This is a genomic window from Streptomyces sp. NPDC002779, from assembly GCF_042888685.1.
In the GTDB taxonomy this organism is placed as follows: Bacteria; Actinomycetota; Actinomycetes; order Streptomycetales; family Streptomycetaceae; genus Streptomyces.
The window spans coordinates 141,894-157,802 of record NZ_JBIAQC010000001.1 but is presented as its reverse complement, the minus strand read 5'-3'; the positions used below and the strand labels follow the sequence as shown (position 1 = coordinate 157,802).

The 15,909-nt window shown below is 72.2% G+C and carries 16 protein-coding genes; 9 read left to right on the top strand and 7 right to left on the bottom strand.

All coding sequences use genetic code 11. The features are described 5' to 3' along the window. Window positions 1-4: 4 nt before the first annotated feature. The 3 genes from leuD (at window position 5) to ACFYW5_RS00680 (ending at window position 1,886) form a co-directional block, all read left to right on the top strand. A complete protein-coding gene (gene leuD, locus ACFYW5_RS00690; RefSeq protein ID WP_389414772.1) occupies window positions 5-598 on the top strand; it encodes a 3-isopropylmalate dehydratase small subunit in 594 nt (197 codons plus the stop codon). 277 nt (window positions 599-875) lie between these two features. Beyond that, on the top strand, window positions 876-1,106 hold the full coding sequence (locus ACFYW5_RS00685) for a hypothetical protein (RefSeq protein ID WP_389414771.1): 231 nt from the start codon (window positions 876-878) through the stop codon (window positions 1,104-1,106). 138 nt (window positions 1,107-1,244) lie between these two features. Further along, entirely contained in the window at window positions 1,245-1,886 is a 642-nt protein-coding gene (locus ACFYW5_RS00680) for an HU family DNA-binding protein (protein WP_389414770.1), read from the top strand. 67 nt (window positions 1,887-1,953) lie between these two features. Here the strand turns inward: ACFYW5_RS00680 and ACFYW5_RS00675 are convergent, their stop codons facing one another. Then, a complete protein-coding gene (locus ACFYW5_RS00675; protein ID WP_186282898.1) occupies window positions 1,954-2,157 on the bottom strand; it encodes a cold-shock protein in 204 nt (67 codons plus the stop codon). A gap of 45 nt (window positions 2,158-2,202) precedes the next feature. Further along, complete coding sequence (gene cofC / locus ACFYW5_RS00670; RefSeq protein WP_389414769.1) at window positions 2,203-2,841, bottom strand: 2-phospho-L-lactate guanylyltransferase; 639 nt, start codon at window positions 2,839-2,841, stop codon at window positions 2,203-2,205. 154 nt (window positions 2,842-2,995) lie between these two features. Between cofC and ACFYW5_RS00665 the strand changes: the two genes are divergently transcribed. From ACFYW5_RS00665 to ACFYW5_RS00655, 3 genes are read left to right on the top strand one after another with little or no spacing between them, the layout of a single operon-like run. Beyond that, the gene (locus ACFYW5_RS00665; RefSeq protein WP_389414768.1) at window positions 2,996-3,772 is read left to right on the top strand and encodes a lysophospholipid acyltransferase family protein; all 777 of its coding nucleotides are present in this window, start codon (window positions 2,996-2,998) and stop codon (window positions 3,770-3,772) included. Then, complete coding sequence (locus ACFYW5_RS00660; protein ID WP_389414767.1) at window positions 3,769-4,779, top strand: NAD(P)H-dependent glycerol-3-phosphate dehydrogenase; 1,011 nt, start codon at window positions 3,769-3,771, stop codon at window positions 4,777-4,779. Before ACFYW5_RS00665 ends, ACFYW5_RS00660 begins: the two co-directional genes overlap by 4 nt. A gap of 59 nt (window positions 4,780-4,838) precedes the next feature. Further along, window positions 4,839-5,996, top strand: coding sequence for a D-alanine--D-alanine ligase family protein (locus tag ACFYW5_RS00655; RefSeq protein ID WP_389414766.1), 1,158 nt, complete (start codon window positions 4,839-4,841; stop codon window positions 5,994-5,996). A 1-nt stretch (window position 5,997) separates the two neighbouring features. Here ACFYW5_RS00655 and ACFYW5_RS00650 read toward each other — a convergent pair whose 3' ends face one another. Both ACFYW5_RS00650 and ACFYW5_RS00645 read right to left on the bottom strand, forming a co-directional pair. Next, the gene (locus tag ACFYW5_RS00650; RefSeq protein WP_389414765.1) at window positions 5,998-6,498 is read right to left on the bottom strand and encodes a DUF3515 domain-containing protein; all 501 of its coding nucleotides are present in this window, start codon (window positions 6,496-6,498) and stop codon (window positions 5,998-6,000) included. 20 nt (window positions 6,499-6,518) lie between these two features. Then, a complete protein-coding gene (locus tag ACFYW5_RS00645; RefSeq protein WP_328678679.1) occupies window positions 6,519-6,752 on the bottom strand; it encodes an Lrp/AsnC ligand binding domain-containing protein in 234 nt (77 codons plus the stop codon). A gap of 206 nt (window positions 6,753-6,958) precedes the next feature. Between ACFYW5_RS00645 and ACFYW5_RS00640 the strand changes: the two genes are divergently transcribed. Then, window positions 6,959-7,924, top strand: coding sequence for a thiamine-phosphate kinase (locus tag ACFYW5_RS00640; protein ID WP_389414764.1), 966 nt, complete (start codon window positions 6,959-6,961; stop codon window positions 7,922-7,924). Continuing rightward, window positions 7,921-8,712 carry a bifunctional hydroxymethylpyrimidine kinase/phosphomethylpyrimidine kinase gene (gene thiD, locus ACFYW5_RS00635; RefSeq protein WP_389414763.1) on the top strand — a complete coding sequence of 264 codons (792 nt, stop codon included), beginning with the start codon at window positions 7,921-7,923 and terminating at the stop codon, window positions 8,710-8,712. The genes ACFYW5_RS00640 and thiD overlap by 4 nt, the downstream gene beginning before the upstream one ends. Before the next feature lie 97 nt (window positions 8,713-8,809). On the opposite strand, the gene rpmB is transcribed toward thiD, so the two are convergent. Beyond that, a complete protein-coding gene (gene rpmB / locus ACFYW5_RS00630; RefSeq protein WP_004924906.1) occupies window positions 8,810-8,995 on the bottom strand; it encodes a 50S ribosomal protein L28 in 186 nt (61 codons plus the stop codon). Window positions 8,996-9,252: 257 nt separating this feature from the next. Between rpmB and ACFYW5_RS00625 the strand changes: the two genes are divergently transcribed. Next, window positions 9,253-10,908: a DAK2 domain-containing protein gene (locus ACFYW5_RS00625; RefSeq protein WP_389414762.1), complete on the top strand. Its 1,656-nt coding sequence runs from the start codon at window positions 9,253-9,255 to the stop codon at window positions 10,906-10,908. A gap of 95 nt (window positions 10,909-11,003) precedes the next feature. Here ACFYW5_RS00625 and ACFYW5_RS00620 read toward each other — a convergent pair whose 3' ends face one another. Beyond that, a complete protein-coding gene (locus ACFYW5_RS00620; RefSeq protein ID WP_389414761.1) occupies window positions 11,004-13,949 on the bottom strand; it encodes a tetratricopeptide repeat protein in 2,946 nt (981 codons plus the stop codon). Further along, window positions 13,949-15,778, bottom strand: coding sequence for an HSP90 family protein (locus tag ACFYW5_RS00615; protein WP_389414760.1), 1,830 nt, complete (start codon window positions 15,776-15,778; stop codon window positions 13,949-13,951). Before ACFYW5_RS00615 ends, ACFYW5_RS00620 begins: the two co-directional genes overlap by 1 nt. Window positions 15,779-15,909: the final 131 nt, after the last annotated feature.

The window sequence follows — 15,909 nt, the reverse complement described above, 5'->3', positions numbered from 1 at the left end:
AGTCATGGAAGCATTCACCAAGCACACCGGCCGGGCCGTCCCGCTGCGCCGCTCCAACGTCGACACCGACCAGATCATCCCTGCTCACTGGCTCAAGAAGGTGACCCGGGACGGTTTCGAGGACGGGCTGTTCGAGGCCTGGCGCAAGGACGAGAAGTTCATCCTCAACCAGCCCGAGCGCGCGGGCGCCACGGTCCTGGTCGCCGGTCCCGACTTCGGCACCGGGTCCTCCCGTGAGCACGCCGTCTGGGCGCTGCAGAACTACGGCTTCAAGACCGTCATCTCCTCCCGCTTCGCCGACATCTTCCGGGGTAACTCGCTCAAGAACGGCCTGCTCACCGTGGTTCTGGAGCAGAAGATCGTGGACGCGCTGTGGGAGCTCACCGAGCAGAACCCCGAGGCCGAGATCACCGTCGACCTGGAGGACCGCGAGGTGCGCGCCGAGGGCGTCACCGCCTCCTTCGAGCTGGACGAGAACTCCCGCTGGCGGCTGCTGAACGGCCTCGACGACATCTCCATCACCCTCCAGAACGAGGCGGACATCGCCGCGTACGAGGCCAAGCGGCCGTCGTACAAGCCGCAGACGCTCCAGGCGTGACGCCCGGAGCCCTCCGGAGCAACTGAACAGGTCGAGTTTCGGCCACCCCAAGACCCCCGCCGTACCCCCGATCAGCCCGATCGGGGGTACGGCCATGTCTGCACCCGAACGGCCCCGCGCGCGTCCTCTGGGGCCGTCAACTTCCCACGTTACGGCGGCTGTTGCCGGGGTAGCCGAGTGATACAGCCGCGGCTTCCGCCGGTGCCCGGACGGCCGTTTGAGGCGGCAGTTGCACCCTGAGCAGGCGACAACTCGCCCCAGATGGCACAATCTGTGCATGGAACACGACGGCCAACTCGAGCTCTATGCGGCGGTCGCGGACCAACTCAAGGAAGCGCACACAAGAGTGCGCGCACTGCAAGTCCCGGAGGGCGTACGGATGGCGCTGACCCGGAAGCTGCTGGTCATTACGGCCGCGGCCAAGCACGATCTCGCCGATGCGGCAAGGCGACTGGAGGCGTTCTCGGCGGACCTCGAGGCGGGGCGAATCCCCGACGAGGAACGCTGAAGGCTCCGAAGACAGTCGAGTTCCGTTGCGGCACAAGGGTGATAAGCCCGTTTCGTGTTTGATTTGCGGTATATATCTGCCTAACGTGCGAAAAAGCTTGAACACTTTCGTTCGGGCAATGTCTCCGAAGGGGAAGACGTGAACAAGGCGCAGCTCGTAGAAGCGATTGCCGACAAGATGGGCGGCCGCCAGCAGGCTGCCGATGCTGTCGACGCCGTTCTGGACGCCGTCGTCCGTGCGGTGGTCGCGGGGGACCGGGTCTCGGTCACCGGCTTCGGGTCGTTCGAGAAGGTCGACCGTCCGGCGCGTTACGCCCGCAACCCCCAGACGGGCGAGCGGGTTCGGGTCAAGAAGACCTCTGTGCCGCGGTTCCGCGCCGGCCAGGGCTTCAAGGACCTGGTGAGCGGTTCGAAGAAGCTCCCGAAGAACGACGTCGCCGTGAAGAAGGCGCCCAAGGGCAGCCTGACCGGCGGAGCTTCCGCGACCGTCAAGAAGGCGGCGGCGAAGAAGACCACCGCGAAGAAGACCACGGCGACCGCCAAGAAGGCGACCGCGAAGAAGACCACGTCGGCCACCGCGAAGAAGACCACGGCGACCGCCAAGAAGGCGACCACGAAGAAGGCCACGGCCGCCGCCAAGAAGACCACCGCGAAGAAGGCCACCACCGCCAAGACGGCCCAGAAGGCCCCCGCGAAGAAGGCGACCGCCAAGAAGGCCCCGGCCAAGAAGTCGACGGCCCGCAAGACCACCGCCAAGAAGACCACCGCCCGCAAGAGGTAGGGCGCACGGGTACTCACGCGCCGGGCCGGACTCCCCAGGGAGTCCGGCCCGCGGCGTTTTTCGGGGCCTACAGGGTCTGCAGCGTGACGAGGGTGATGCGCGGCCCGTCCTTGGGGCCCTCCACCTCGATGCGTACCCGCTGGCCGGGGCGCAGCAGGCGGAGCCCGCCCGCGTCGAACGCCGCGGCGTCGAAGGGGACCGGGGTGCCGTCGTCCAGGAGTACCTGGCCGCTGCGCGTGTCTGGGTCGTACGTGTATGCGGTGGCCTGCATGGCGTCAGCGTACGCTGCGCCGGTCGCGTCGCGATGGGGCGGCGGCTACTGTCCCTTGATCAGCAGACGGGCCGCCGCGGCCGTGGTGCGCGGGCCCACCCCCAGCGCCAGTGCGGCCCGCAGGTCATCTCCGGTGTCCACGTCCTGGCGTACGGAATCCACCTCGGTGAGCCGGAGTTCCACGGCTCCCGACGCGTGATGGCGGGCGCGGGAATCCAGCCCGAATGCCGGGTGCAATTGCCTTCCCGAAGTCGCGGCCAGCAGGGTCGTGCCGATTGCGGCGGCGTCCGCCAGGAAAGCGCGTGGAAATTCCGCCGCCGAGTCCAGGACCCGGGTCAATTCCGCCGGGCGCAGCGCCGGAAGATCCGCGTTCAGGGCCGCCACGGCCACCTCGGGGCGCGATGCCCGGACGACCGCCTCGCCGTGTGCCACGGCGGCGTTCAGGCCGTCCCCCGGCTCGTCCGCGACGATCCGCGCGCCCAGGGCCGCCAGCTCCCGGCCGGCCAGGGCGTCGTCCGTGACGACGGCCACATCCCGTACCGCGGCGCTGGCCAGCGCCGCTGCGACGGTGTCCTGCGCGAAGGCCAGCGCCAGGGCCGGGCGCAACCCGTCGGCCGCGGTGTCCGCGAGCCTGCTCTTGGCCCGCGTCAGCGGCTTCAGGGGGATGACCAAGGTCCACTGCACGCGTGTTCGTACCTCTCTTGTCACGGCCATTGTCACCCGGCTTTCCCCTGGGCCATCTGGCGGTCCGGTCGGCGGGGCGTACGGTGTTCTCGACAGACGGTCGGCCTGGGGCGACACTTGTGCGGCCCCCCAGGCCCTGGAGGAAGGTGTCCGCGTGCCCCGCCGCAGAATCGGCTTCTGGTACCGCTTCGCAGCGGTCCTGTGCAAACCGCCACTGGTGGTTCTGCTCAAGCGGGACTGGCGCGGAATGGAGCACATTCCGGCCGCGGGTGGATTTATCACCGCGGTGAACCACAATTCGCACATCGATCCTCTCGCCTACGCGCACTTTCAGTACAACACCGGTCGTGTTCCGCGATTCCTGGCGAAGAGCGGGCTTTTCAAGAAGGGATTCGTCGGGGCCGCGATGCGCGGCACCGGGCAGATCCCCGTCTACCGCGAGAGCACCGACGCGCTGAGCGCTTTCCGGGCCGCGATCGACGCGGTGGAGCGCGGCGAATGCGTCGCCTTCTATCCCGAGGGCACCCTCACCCGGGACCCGGCCGGCTGGCCCATGACCGGCAAGACCGGCGCCGCGCGGGTCGCCCTGCAGACCCGGTGCCCGGTGATCCCGGTCGCGCAGTGGGGCGCCAACGAAGTGCTGCCGCCGTACGCCAGGAAGCCCAGCCTGCTGCCGCGCAAGACGCACCGCGTGCTGGCGGGCCCGCCCGTGGACCTGACGCGGTTCTACGGCAAGGAGATGACCCCCGAGCTGCTGAAGGAGGCGACCGAGGTCATCATGGCCGCCATCACCGTCCAGCTCGAGGAGATCCGCGGCGAGAAGGCGCCGATGACGCCGTACGACCCGCGGCATGAGCGGATCGAGCAGCGCCGCAGGACCATGGCGCAGACGCAGCGCAAGGTCGAGCAGGAAGAGGGGCAGGGTACGTGAGCAAGCCCGTCAAGGCGGCCGTCTTCGGCACCGGATCATGGGGCACCGCCTTCGGCACGGTGCTCGCCGACGCGGGGTGCGAGGTCACCCTGTGGGGGCGCCGCCCGGAACTCGCCGAAGCGGTCAACTCCACGCGGACGAACCCCGACTACCTCCCCGGCGTGGAGCTCCCGGAGAACCTGCGGGCCACCACCGACGCCGCCGAGGCGGCACGCGGCGCCGACTTCACCGTCCTCGCGGTCCCCTCGCAGACGCTGCGCGGCAACCTCGCCGAGTGGACCCCGCTGCTCGCCCCGGACACGGTCCTCGTCTCGCTGATGAAGGGCGTCGAACTCGGCTCCGCGATGCGGATGAGCGAGGTCATCGAGGACGTCGCCAAGGTCGGCCCGAACCGGATCGCCGTGGTGACCGGACCCAACCTGGCCCGGGAGATCGCCGCCCGGATGCCGGCCGCCGCCGTGGTCGCCTGCACCGACGAGGCCGTCGCCCAGCGCCTCCAGGCCGCCTGCCACACGCCGTACTTCAGGCCGTACACCGAGACGGACGTGGTCGGCTGCGAGCTGGGCGGGGCCGTGAAGAACGTGATCGGGCTCGCCGTCGGCATCGCGGACGGCATGGGGCTCGGCGACAACGCCAAGGGCTCGCTGATCACCCGCGGCCTCGCGGAGACCGCGCGGCTCGGTGTCGCACTGGGTGCCGACCCGATGACGTTCGCCGGACTCGCGGGCCTCGGCGACCTGGTGGCCACCTGCTCCTCGCCGCTGTCGCGCAACCACACCTTCGGCACCAACCTCGGCAAGGGCATGACGCTGCAGGAGACCATCGCGGTCACCAAGCAGACCGCCGAGGGCGTCAAGTCCTGCGAGTCGGTGCTGGATCTGGCCCGTCGGCACGGCGTCGACATGCCGATCTGCGAGACCGTCGTCGGCATCGTGCACGAGGGCAAGGCTCCGGTGGTCGCGCTCAAGGAGCTGATGTCGCGCAGCGCGAAGCCCGAACGACGCTGAGCGACGCGGGGTCCGCGGCGCTGTATCAGGCCCCTACCACCGGGTACCCTCAACGCGATATGAGCACCGAGAACCTCCCCCAGAGCCCTCAGCAGCCGCCTCGCAAGCCGCGCGTGGCCGTCGTGTTCGGCGGCCGCAGCTCCGAGCACGGGATCTCCGTGGTCACGGCCGGCGCCGTACTGAAGGCCATCGACCGGACCCGGTACGACGTCCTGCCGATCGGCATCACCCAGGACGGCCGCTGGGCGCTCACCGCCGACGAACCGGAGCGCATGGCGATCACCGACCGCCGCACCCCGAGCGTCGCGGAGCTCGCCGAGTCGACCGAGGGCGGCGTGGTGCTCCCCGTCGACCCCGCGAACCGCGAAGTCGTCTACAGCGAGCCGGGATCGGTGCCCAAGGCGCTCGGTGAGGTCGACGTCGTCTTCCCCGTCCTGCACGGCCCCTACGGCGAGGACGGCACCCTCCAGGGCCTGCTGGAGCTCTCCGGTGTCCCCTACGTGGGCTCGGGTGTGCTCGCCTCGGCCGTCGGCCAGGACAAGGAGTACATGAAGCGGGTGTTCACCTCCTTCGGGCTCAAGGTCGGCCCGTACGTGGTGATCCGGCCCCGGGAGTGGGAGCGGGACGAGCCGGCCGCGTGCAAGAAGATCGTCGACTTCGCCGGTGAGCACGGCTGGCCGCTCTTCGTGAAGCCCGCGCGCGCGGGTTCGTCGATCGGCATCACCAAGGTCGAGGACCTGGCGGGCCTCGACGAGGCGATCGCGGAGGCCCAGCGGCACGACCCGAAGATCTTGGTCGAGGCGGCGCTGCGGGGCCGTGAGATCGAGTGCGGGGTGCTGGAGTTCGAGGACGGCCCGCGCGCCTCGGTGCCCGCGGAGATCCCGCCGCCGGACGCCCACGCGTACTACGACTTCGAGGCCAAGTACATCGACTCGACCCCCGGGATCGTGCCGGCGCCGCTGACGCCCGAGGAGACGGCTCAGGTGCGTCAGCTGGCCGTGGACGCCTACGACGCGGCCTCCTGCGAGGGACTCGTACGGGCGGACTTCTTCCTCACGGAGGACGACGAGTTCGTGATCAACGAGATCAACACGATGCCCGGCTTCACCCCGATCTCGATGTACCCGCAGATGTGGCAGGCGACCGGGGTCGGTTACCCGGAGCTGGTGGACCGGCTGATCCAGGCGGCGCTGCGCCGCTCCACGGGTCTGCGCTGAGCTAGTCGGCGATCCCTGCGGGGATCGCCTTTTTCACGGCCGGCGCCAGGTCGATCAGCACGGCCGAGCTGTCCACCCCCTCCGGCACGGTCACTTCGACGTACGCCTCGCGATTGGCGCAGGTGAAGCGGTACGCCCCGCCGTCCCGCCGCTCCATCAGCCAGTCGACGCCGTTCACACCGCCGGCCACCGCGTCGGAGTCGCGCCCCTCCGCGACCTTCGGGTCGATCATCTTCGGCGGCCGGGGCACACCGCAGCGCAGTATGATCTCCGGGTTTCCCCAGCCCGCCGTCAGCGCGGAGGCGGGCCCGGGGTCACGGCGGCTCTCACCGGCCACCTTCGACGGCAGTACCTTGTCCAGGTTCTGGCACAGCTCGGTGGTTCGCGCCCCCGGCGAGGGAACCGCCGCCGACCCGCTGTCGTCTGCTGAGGAGCAGCCCGCGACGGTGATCGACACAACGAGCGCGGGCAGACCGATGAGCCGGTGACGCAAAGAGTTCACCGGCCAAGGGTAGACGGGGGCTACAGATGGACGACCGGGCAGGTCAGGGTGCGGGTGATGCCGTCCACTTGCTGGACCTTGGCGACCACCATGCGGCCGAGGTCGTCCACGGTGTCGGCCTGCGCTCGCACGATCACGTCATACGGTCCTGTCACGTCCTCGGCCTGGATGACTCCAGGGATCTTGCTGATCGACTCGGCGACGGTCGACGCCTTGCCGACCTCCGTCTGGATCAGGATGTACGCCTGTACCACGGAACCTCCAGGGCGGCCACGAGGATCATGTGGGGAAAAGGAACGCCACGGTATCGCGTCGTCGCTCGTCGCGGGGAGACCCGCGGTGCCCGGGGGTCCCGCGCCGGGGTGCAGGCACGACAGTGGTTGACGGTCACCTCGACCGTATCGAGGACAGTAGAGACACGCGACCGGGAACGCATAGGGACAGAAGGGGCGTAAGGGCAATGAAGGGCACTGTTGGTGAGCTCGGGGAGTTCGGGCTCATCAGGGAGCTCACCTCCCGTCTCACCACCACCCCGGCGGTCCGGGTCGGCCCCGGCGACGACGCCGCGGTGGTCGCCGCGCCCGACCGCAGGGTCGTGGCGAGCACCGACATCCTGCTCGAGGGACGGCACTTCCGCCGCGACTGGTCCACCGCCTACGACGTGGGCCGCAAGGCGGCCGCGCAGAACCTCGCCGACATCGCGGCCATGGGTGCCGTGCCGACCGCCCTGCTGCTCGGCCTGGTGGTCCCGGCCGAACTCCCGGTGACCTGGGCGACCGAGCTGATGGACGGCCTGCGCGACGAGTGCCAGGTGGCCGGCGCCTCCGTGGTCGGCGGCGATGTCGTACGCGGCGACACGATCATGGTGTCGATCACCGCGCTCGGCGACCTGCGCAACCAGGAGCCCGTCACCCGGGGCGGCGCGCAGCCCGGGGACCTCGTCGCGGTGACCGGCTGGCTGGGCTGGTCCGCGGCCGGGTACGCGGTGCTGTCCCGGGGGTTCCGCTCGCCGCGGGCCTTCGTGGAGGCGCACCGGCGTCCGGAGCCGCCGTATCACGCGGGCCCCGCGGCGGCCGGGCTCGGGGCGACGGCCATGTGCGACGTCAGTGACGGGCTGATCGCCGACCTCGGGCACATCGCCGAGGCCAGCAAGGTGCGGATCGACATCCGCTCCGGCGCGATCGACATCCCCTCCCAGATGAACGACATCGGGCAGGCCGTCGGGGTCGATCCCATGCAGTGGGTGCTGAGCGGGGGAGAGGACCACGCGATCGTGGCGACCTTCCCGCCGGATGTGAAGCTGCCCGCCCGCTGGAAGGTCATCGGCGAGGTCCTCAACCCCTCGGCGCTGCCCCAGGTGACGGTCGACGGGGCGCCGTGGACCAGCAAGGGCGGCTGGGACCACTTCGGGGACATCGAGTCGTGAGCGCGCCGCCGAGGGTGCTGACGGTCGCGGGCTCCGACTCCGGGGGCGGGGCGGGGATCCAGGCCGACCTGAAGACGATGCTGGCGCTCGGCGTGCACGGCATGAGCGTGATCACGGCGGTCACCGCGCAGAACTCGCTGGGAGTGCAGGGTGCTTGGCCGCTGCCCGTGGAGGCGGTGCGGGCCCAGTACCGCAGTGTCGTCGACGACATCGGCGTGCAGGCCGTGAAGACCGGCATGCTGGCCTCCGCCGAACTCGTCGAGGCGGTGGCCGCCTTGCTGGGCGGCACGGACGCGCCGGTGGTGGTCGACCCGGTGGGGGTGTCCAAGCACGGGGACTCGCTGCTCGCCGCCTCGGCGCTGGACTCCGTACGCAGCACGCTGCTGCCGGTGGCCACCGTCGCGACCCCGAACCTGGACGAAGTGGCCCAACTCACAGGAATCACGGTCGAGTCCGAGGGCGATCTGCGACGGGCCGCGGCGGCCGTGCTGGCGTACGGGCCGCGCTGGGTCGTGATCAAGGGCGGCCATCTCGCGGGGGACGCCGTCGATCTGCTCACCGACGGCTCCGAGGAGCACTGGCTGCGCGCGCCGCGGCACGACAACCGGCACACCCATGGCACGGGCTGCACGCTGGCCTCCGCGATCGCGTCCCAGCTGGCGAAGGGGCAGCCGGTGCCGGAGGCGGTGACGGCGGCCAAGGAGTACGTCACGGGGGCCATCGCGGCCGGGTTCGCGCTGGGTGGGGGGATCGGGCCCGTGGATCACGGGTGGCGGTCCCGCGCGTAGGGCATGTACGGCGCTTAGGGCATGCAAAAAGCCGGTCCACGCGAGGTGGACCGGCTCAGAGCAGCGAACCAGCAGTGGCCGCGCGCTTAGCTGTGCGTCAGCGCGAGACCTTGCCGGCCTTGATGCACGAGGTGCAAGCGTTCACGCGCTTCGGCGTCCCGCCCACCACGGTACGGACGCGCTGGATGTTCGGGTTCCAGCGACGGGGCGTACGGCGGTGCGAGTGCGAGATGTTGTTGCCGAAGCCCGGCCCCTTGCCGCAGACGTCGCAGTTGGCAGCCACGGGTCACTCCAAAGACTTCAGATGCACGTACGGTTGAACCCGGCAGGCCGGGATCAGAATCGCAGGATCAGAGATCTGAGTGGCGTTGCCAGGGGGAATGGCCCGATCTGCATCGGGCAACCGGAGCAGCATACAACGACTGCGCCAGTACAACGAAACTACCATGGCTGCTCAGGGCTCCGCGCCCGGCCCTCTTCCGGCGGGCCCGGTCCCTGGGTCTACGCTGCGTCCACGTCCAGCAGCTCAGGGAGGCGCAGGTGGCGCAGGTGCCGCAGACATTCTTCGATGCTCTCGCGGTACGCACCTGGTGCGGCCTCGCGCTGGAGGCGCTCGGGCGCGCGCGCGAGGAGATCGACGCGATCAATGTCTACCCCGTGGCCGACGGGGACACCGGCACGAACCTGTACCTCACGGTGGAGTCGGCGGCGGCGGCCGTGGACGCGGTGTTCATCGGGCACGAGGCGGGCTCCGCGGGCTCCGCGCCGTCCCTGGCGGAGGCCGTGCGCGCGATGGCCCACGGCGCGCTCATCGGGGCGCGCGGTAACTCCGGGACGATCCTGGCGCAGCTGCTGCGCGGCATGGCCCAGGTGCTCGCCGCCGACGGTGACACGGCGCACACCGGGGCGGGCGGGCTCCGGCTCGCCCTGCGGCACGCCGCCGACTCCGCCCGGCAGGCCGTGGCCCACCCGGTCGAGGGCACGATCCTCACCGTCGCCTCGGCCGCCGCCGACGCCGCCACGGAGGCCGACGGCGACTGCGGGACCGTCGCCCGGGCCGCCTACGAAGGGGCGCGCGCCGCCCTCGCCGCGACCCCGCGCCAGCTCGCCGTGCTGGAACGCGCGGGGGTGGTGGACGCCGGGGGACGCGGTCTCGTCACCGTCCTCGCGGCTCTGGTGCAGACGCTCACCGGGGAGAAGCCGGCCGCGACCGTGACCTACGCGCGCGGGCCCGTCGACAGTCCCGGTGAGTGCGCGGCCCTTCCGGAGGGCGGGCCCGCCTTCGAGGTGATCTACCTGCTGGAGGCCGAGGACGCGGCCGTCACCCGGCTCCGGGAGCGGCTCGACACCCTCGGGGACTCGCTGGTCGTGGTCGGCGGCGACGGGCTGTGGAACGTCCATGTGCACGTCGACGACGCCGGTGCCGCCGTGGAGGCGGGCGTCGAGGCGGGCCGCCCGCACCGGATCCGGATCACCCACTTCGGCGTCGGTGACGTGCACACCACCGGAGGCGAGCGGCCGCCCCGCGAGCGGGCCCAGCGTGCGGTCGTGGCCGTCGTACCGGGGCCGGGCCTGGCCGGGCTGTACACCGAGGCGGGTGCGACCACCGTGCTCGCGCGCCCCGGGGAGCCGCCCGCGAGCGGGGAACTGGTGGAGGCCGTACGACGGGCCCACGCGCGCGAGGTCGTGCTGCTGCCCAACGACGCGGAGCTGCGGCACACCGCGGCGGCCGCCGCCGAGCAGGCCCGCGCCGAGGGCATCCGGGTGGCGCTGATCCCCACCCGGTCCGCGGTCCAGGGGATCGCCGCGCTCGCCGTGCACGAGCCCGACCGACGCTTCGACGAGGACGTGGTGTCGATGACCTCGGCGGCCGGCGCCACCCGCTACGCCGAGGTCGCCGTCGCCGAGCGCCAGTCCTGGACCATGGCCGGCATCTGCCAGGCCGGCGATGTGCTCGGCCTCATCGACGGCGACGTCGCCGTCATCGGCGCGGAGGTCACCGCCACCGCCGAGACCGTCCTGGACCGCATGCTCTCGGCCGGCGGCGAGCTGGTCACCCTCGTCCTCGGCGACGAGGCGCCCGACGGGATCGCCGGACACCTCGAAGCGCGGGTACGGGAGTCCTACCTCGCCGTCGACACGGTGGTCTACCGGGGCGGACGGCAAGGGGCGCTGCTGCTGATCGGCGTGGAATAGGCGCTGTTGCTGATCGGCGGGGAACAGGGCACAGCTGCTGATCGGCGGGGAAGAGGGCGCAGCGCCCTCAGCCCGCACGGCCCGCTCAGCCCGCCTCAGTCCTCCTCGGTCACCTGGAGCAGCTGCTCCGCCTCGGCCCGCCGCTCCCCGGCCGCCCCGTCCTGCGCGGGCACGCCCTCGTAGGCCGCCAGCACCGCACGCGCGCGTGCCGCCGCCTGAGCGGGCCGGCCCAGGTCCGCCTCCAGCCAGCCCGCGGCGAGTTCGGCACCGGTCCGGGCGTGCCGGCCGGCCTCCCCGAGCGTGGCGGACACCGTGATCGCCTCCGTCATCCGGGACAGCGCCCCCTCCAGGGCGGCCCGGATCGAGTCGTCCTCGTCGTCCTCGGCCGCGGACCGGGCGAGCAGGTCGCCGAACTGGCGGTGGGTGTGGCCCAGCTCGGCGGTGAGCCGGGCGTACGCCTCCTCGTCGGGCGCCGCGTCCAGCGCTTGCGCGCACTCCTGGACCGCGGCCGCCATCAGCTCCCGGGCCGCGTCGACCCCGGCCGCGCCGTCCTCGGCCCGCAGCGCGAGCCACGCGCGGGCGCGCAGGGAGCGGACGAGCCCGTGGACGTTGCCCAGCTCCCGCCACAGATCGCCCGCGCGCGTGTAGGCGCGGTCCGCCTCCTCGTGCAGCTCCGCCTGACCGAGCGACTCGGCGGCGAGGTGGGCGAGCGTGGCGTGGTCGTGCTGCTCGGGCCAGTGCCGGGCGATGTCGGCGGCCTGCAGACGCCGCTCGGCCGCCTCCCGGTGCTCGCCCAGCTCGCGCAGACAGTCGCCGAGCCACCACTGCGTCTGCACGAGAGCACCGTCGCCGTGCGTCTCCGGGGACAGATCGGGCAGCGCCGACTCCAGCACCTCGGCGGCCTCCGCCCAGCGCCCCTGGCGCAGCAGGAACCCGCCGAGCTGATGCCGCGCCCAGGCGCCGAGCGTGCGGCCCTCGCCCGCCTCGTCGGCCCAGTGCGCCGCCTCCAGGGCGTGCTCGGCGGCCTCCTCCGACAGACCCCGGCCGCCCAGGACCTCGGCGAGCTGGAGATGCAGCTGTGCCCGGCCCGGCGCCTCCAGGTGCGGTCCGCCGTGCTCCAGGGCCGCCCGCAGCGCCCGCTCGGCCTGAGCCGTGTCGCCGAGGTGGTGCGCGAGTCCGGCGAGCCGGGCCTCGTACTCCACCGCGAACCAGGGAAGCCCCGCCTCGACGAAGGCCGCCGCGGCCCGCGCGAACAGCCCCGCGGCCGCCTCCACGTCCCCGGCCAGCGCCGCCAGTTCGGCGAGCATGGCCTGCGCCTCGGCGGCCCGCGAGGCGAGCCGAACGTCGTCCGCGGTGCGCCCGTCCACCAGCGCGAGGAGTTCGCGCGCGGCGCCCTCGGCGGTGTTCGCGATCACGGGGTCCACCGGCTCGTCGGCCTCGTGCACCTGCCGCATCAGCACCCGCGCGCGTCCCATCAGCACCGACGCCGTCTGCCGCAGCCCCGTGCCGTCCTCGGCGTACAGCGCGAGGACCCGGTCGTAGGGCTCGGCCACCGCCGCCAGCGCCTCGTGCAGATGGCCGGTGAGCGCGCGGACGTACGCCGCACGCGTGCGTGCCGCCAGCGACTCGCCCGGGTCGTCCGCCTCGGCGTACAGCTCGGCGGCCCGCTCGAACAGCTCGACCCCGTCGGGGCCGAGCTCCATCGCCCGGTGGTCGACGATCTCCGCGAGGTCGCGCACGTCCAGCTCGGCGCCCTCGGCGGCTCGCGCCACCGCCGCCCACGCCTCCACGGCGTGCGGCTGCAAGGTGTCCGACAGCCGCCGGGCCTCGGCCAGCAGGGTCGGCAGGTCCGCCTCCACGGGCTCATCCTGCGCCGGAACCTCCCGCACCGGAACAGCGGCGGACGCCACGGTGGACCGCGCCGAGCGCACCCCGAGCGGCAGCCGCTCCGCCAGCGGCTCCTGCGCCATGCGGGCTCGTGCCAGCTCGCTGACCCGACCGGTGCCGTTGCGCCGGTCGAACCGTCCGGCCAGTTCCAGCGCCTCCGCACGCGCGTGTGCGGCGAGTTCGTGTGCCGTCCAGGTCCGGCCCGCGGGCCCCGGCACCCGCTGCCCGCCGAGCCCCAGCCCGGTCAGCCGCTCCATGAGCAGCGTCACCACGGTCAGGAACTCGAGCCTGGTGCGCGGCTGCCCGGTGTCGGTGAAGTAGGCGGGCCGCTCGGCGAGCAGTTCCAGGCCGCGTGCCTCGTTGCCGGTCAGCGCGCAGAACTCGACGTGGTCCGCGTAGGCGCCGCGCATGCTCTCCATCGGCCGTACCAGACGGAAGCCGCGCAGGTGGTGGGCGCGGGCCTCGTCCACCCGGCCCAGCCGCAGCAGGGACGCGAGCGAGGAGGCCAGCACGGTGTGCGGCTCGTGGGCGCAGGTGTACTCGCCCTCCAGGACCGGGGCCCACAGCTCCAGCGCCCGCTCGTCCCGGCCCCGCTCCGCCTGCCACCAGCCCTGCCCGTGCAGCTCACAGGCGTGGCAGTCGGCCATGCTGTCCCGGTCGGCGGCCAGCCAGGCGGCGTACGCCCGCTCGGCCCGCTCCAGGTCCCCGATGTGCGCGGCCACGCTGAACTCGGCGCTGCGCACGGCCCGTTCGGAGTGGCCGGCGAGCCGGTAGCGGTGCTCCATCTCGCCGAGCCACTTCTCTATGGAGGCGAGCGGGACGTGCGGCTGGTCGAGCATCCCGGCCGTCATCCACTTGAAGACCCAGTGCAGGGAATGGGCCTCGTACTCGTCGAAGTCCTCGGGCCGTTCGTCCCACATGCGCAGCAGCCGCGCGAACGGGACGAACATCTTGTCCTTCTCGGAGCTGTAGTTGTAGACCTTCAGCTGGTGCCCGAGCGCCTCGATCACGGCGAGCGGCACGTTCAGCTTCTCGGCCTCGGCGAGCAGCTGCTCCGCGCGCGCGTTGCGGGCCGGGCCCTCCGGCTCCTCGGAGTTCTCCGCCATCGCCCGGCGCAGTGCGTCGAAGTCCGCGCCCCCGTCGGTTCCGGTCATCAGCGACCCTCCTCGCCGTTCGTGGCCCACTCCAGCAGGCCCATGAAGGCCCGGTTCAGCAGCGCCGAGTCCGCGGGCCTGAGCGGCCGCTGCGCCATCAGCAGGGCCTGTCCGTACAGCGACTCGGTGGCGGTGCCGATCAGTTCCGCGTCGCTGAGGGAACTGATCCGCCGGATCAGCGGATTGAGGTGGTTGAGCACCAGCCGCGCGCGGGGCGCGCTGCCGCGCAGCGAGCCGAGGATGCCCGCCCACAGGTCGTCGGCCTGCTCCTCGGCGTCGGCCCGCGCCTGCTCGTGCCGGGACGCGCGGTCGTCCAGGTGGAGTGCGGGCACGGACAGCGGATGGAAGGCCCGCAGGACCACATCGCAGCCCAGCGGGTCGAGCCTGGCCCGCGCGGCCGCCAGGAAGCCGGACAGCGCCAGCTCCTCGGCCGGGTCGACGGCGTCCAGATGGGCGGTCACGGTGTCCGCGTCCAGCTCGGCGACCACCGTTCCCGGCCGCACCGAGGGCAACGCCTCGACGAGTTCACTGTCGTACGTGTAACCGCCGTTGATCACTCCGACGCCCTGCGCCGAGGCGATCGGCGCGACCTGCCGGTACTCCTCGACGGTCCGGGTGAAGTGCACCACCGGGTGCCGCTGCGCGAACTCCTCCAGGGACAGCCGCCCGTCGGTGGTCTCGAAGGGCAGCCACGGCAGCATCGTGCGCAGCATCTCCTTGTCGTGCCGCGCCAGGGACTTCACCCCGAGATGGTGCACCGACAGGAAGGCCGCCAGCCGTTCCGGATCGCCCGCGGCGAGCCCGGTCAGCCACGACCGGATCCGTTCCCCGAGCGCCTCCCGCACGGCCGCCAGCGTCTCGTCCTCGTACAGCGACTCGCGCGAGGCCGTGGGCCGCAGGCTGTCGGTGTCCAGGACGCAGCGCACGAAGAACGCCCAGTCGGGCAGCAGCTGTTCGGCCCGCTCGGTCAGCAGCATGCCCTTGAGGTGGACGCGATGACCGGCGCGCTGGGCCGGGCTGACCGCCGCCGGCAGCACGTAGGCCACCCCGCGGACGCCCGCCAGCGGAACGTTCAGCTCGATCGAGTCCAGCGGAGTGAACCCGAACAGCTCATGACAGTGCCGGGCCAGCGCCACCCGCCGGTTGGCGGGGGAGGGGTAGGCGCGGTCCCAGGGCGCCGGGAGGTCGGTGACCTCCTCCTCGCCCACCCGTACGTCGTACGGCAGCAGCGAGCCGAACTCCCGGGCCAGCGCGAGCACCCGCTCCTGCGTCAGCCACTCCCCGGCTCCGGCCCGCGCCACCAGATGCACGGTGGTGCCCGGTTCGGGCCGCTCGGCGTCGGGGAGCGTCCGCACGGTGTACGAGCCGTCGTCCGCCGCCGTCCACTCCACCGGTGGCGCATCGGGCGTACGGGCGCTGCGGCTGACCACCCGGATCCGCTCGGCGACCACGAAACAGGCCAGCAGCCCGATGCCGAACTGGCCCAGGAAGTCCGAGCGGGCGGCCTGCAGTCCGTCCGCCCGCTTGGAGCTGCGGCCGATCGTGGCCAGCAGGCTGTGCACATCGGACTCGGTCAGCCCGACACCGGAATCCTCCACCCGCAGCCCGCCGCCGGCGTCGACGGACAGCCGCACCCGCGCCGGGGCGTCGGGCTGCTCGGCGCGCCGGGCGGTGATGGCGTCCACGGCGTTCTGCAGCAGTTCGCGCAGATAGACCTTAGGACTGGAGTACAGGTGATGGGAGAGCAGGTCGACCAGACCACGCAGGTCGACCTGGAAGGTATGAGGGGACTGGGATGCCTGGGACGGCTGTGAGGTCTGGGAGTCCATCGTCGCTGCGCCGGTGGGGGGAAGGCGTCGGCGCGGGGTCGGGCGGTCCGTGTGAGGCGGTGACCGCGAAGGATGGCCGGAGGCGCGCCATCCTATGGCCCGGGCCACCCGTCTGACCAGGGGTTTCCTCA

Bases quoted from the DNA above. Each gene is read 5' to 3' on its own strand.
- ACFYW5_RS00655 (WP_389414766.1), top strand. From the start codon at position 4,839: ATGAGCACCGAGAACCTCCCCCAGAGCCCTCAGCAGCCGCCTCGCAAG.
- ACFYW5_RS00640 (WP_389414764.1), top strand. From the start codon at position 6,959: ATGAAGGGCACTGTTGGTGAGCTCGGGGAGTTCGGGCTCATCAGGGAG.
- ACFYW5_RS00615 (WP_389414760.1), bottom strand. From the start codon at position 15,778: ATGGACTCCCAGACCTCACAGCCGTCCCAGGCATCCCAGTCCCCTCAT.
- leuD (WP_389414772.1), top strand. From the start codon at position 5: ATGGAAGCATTCACCAAGCACACCGGCCGGGCCGTCCCGCTGCGCCGC.
- ACFYW5_RS00685 (WP_389414771.1), top strand. From the start codon at position 876: ATGGAACACGACGGCCAACTCGAGCTCTATGCGGCGGTCGCGGACCAA.
- ACFYW5_RS00675 (WP_186282898.1), bottom strand. From the start codon at position 2,157: ATGCAGGCCACCGCATACACGTACGACCCAGACACGCGCAGCGGCCAG.
- ACFYW5_RS00620 (WP_389414761.1), bottom strand. From the start codon at position 13,949: ATGACCGGAACCGACGGGGGCGCGGACTTCGACGCACTGCGCCGGGCG.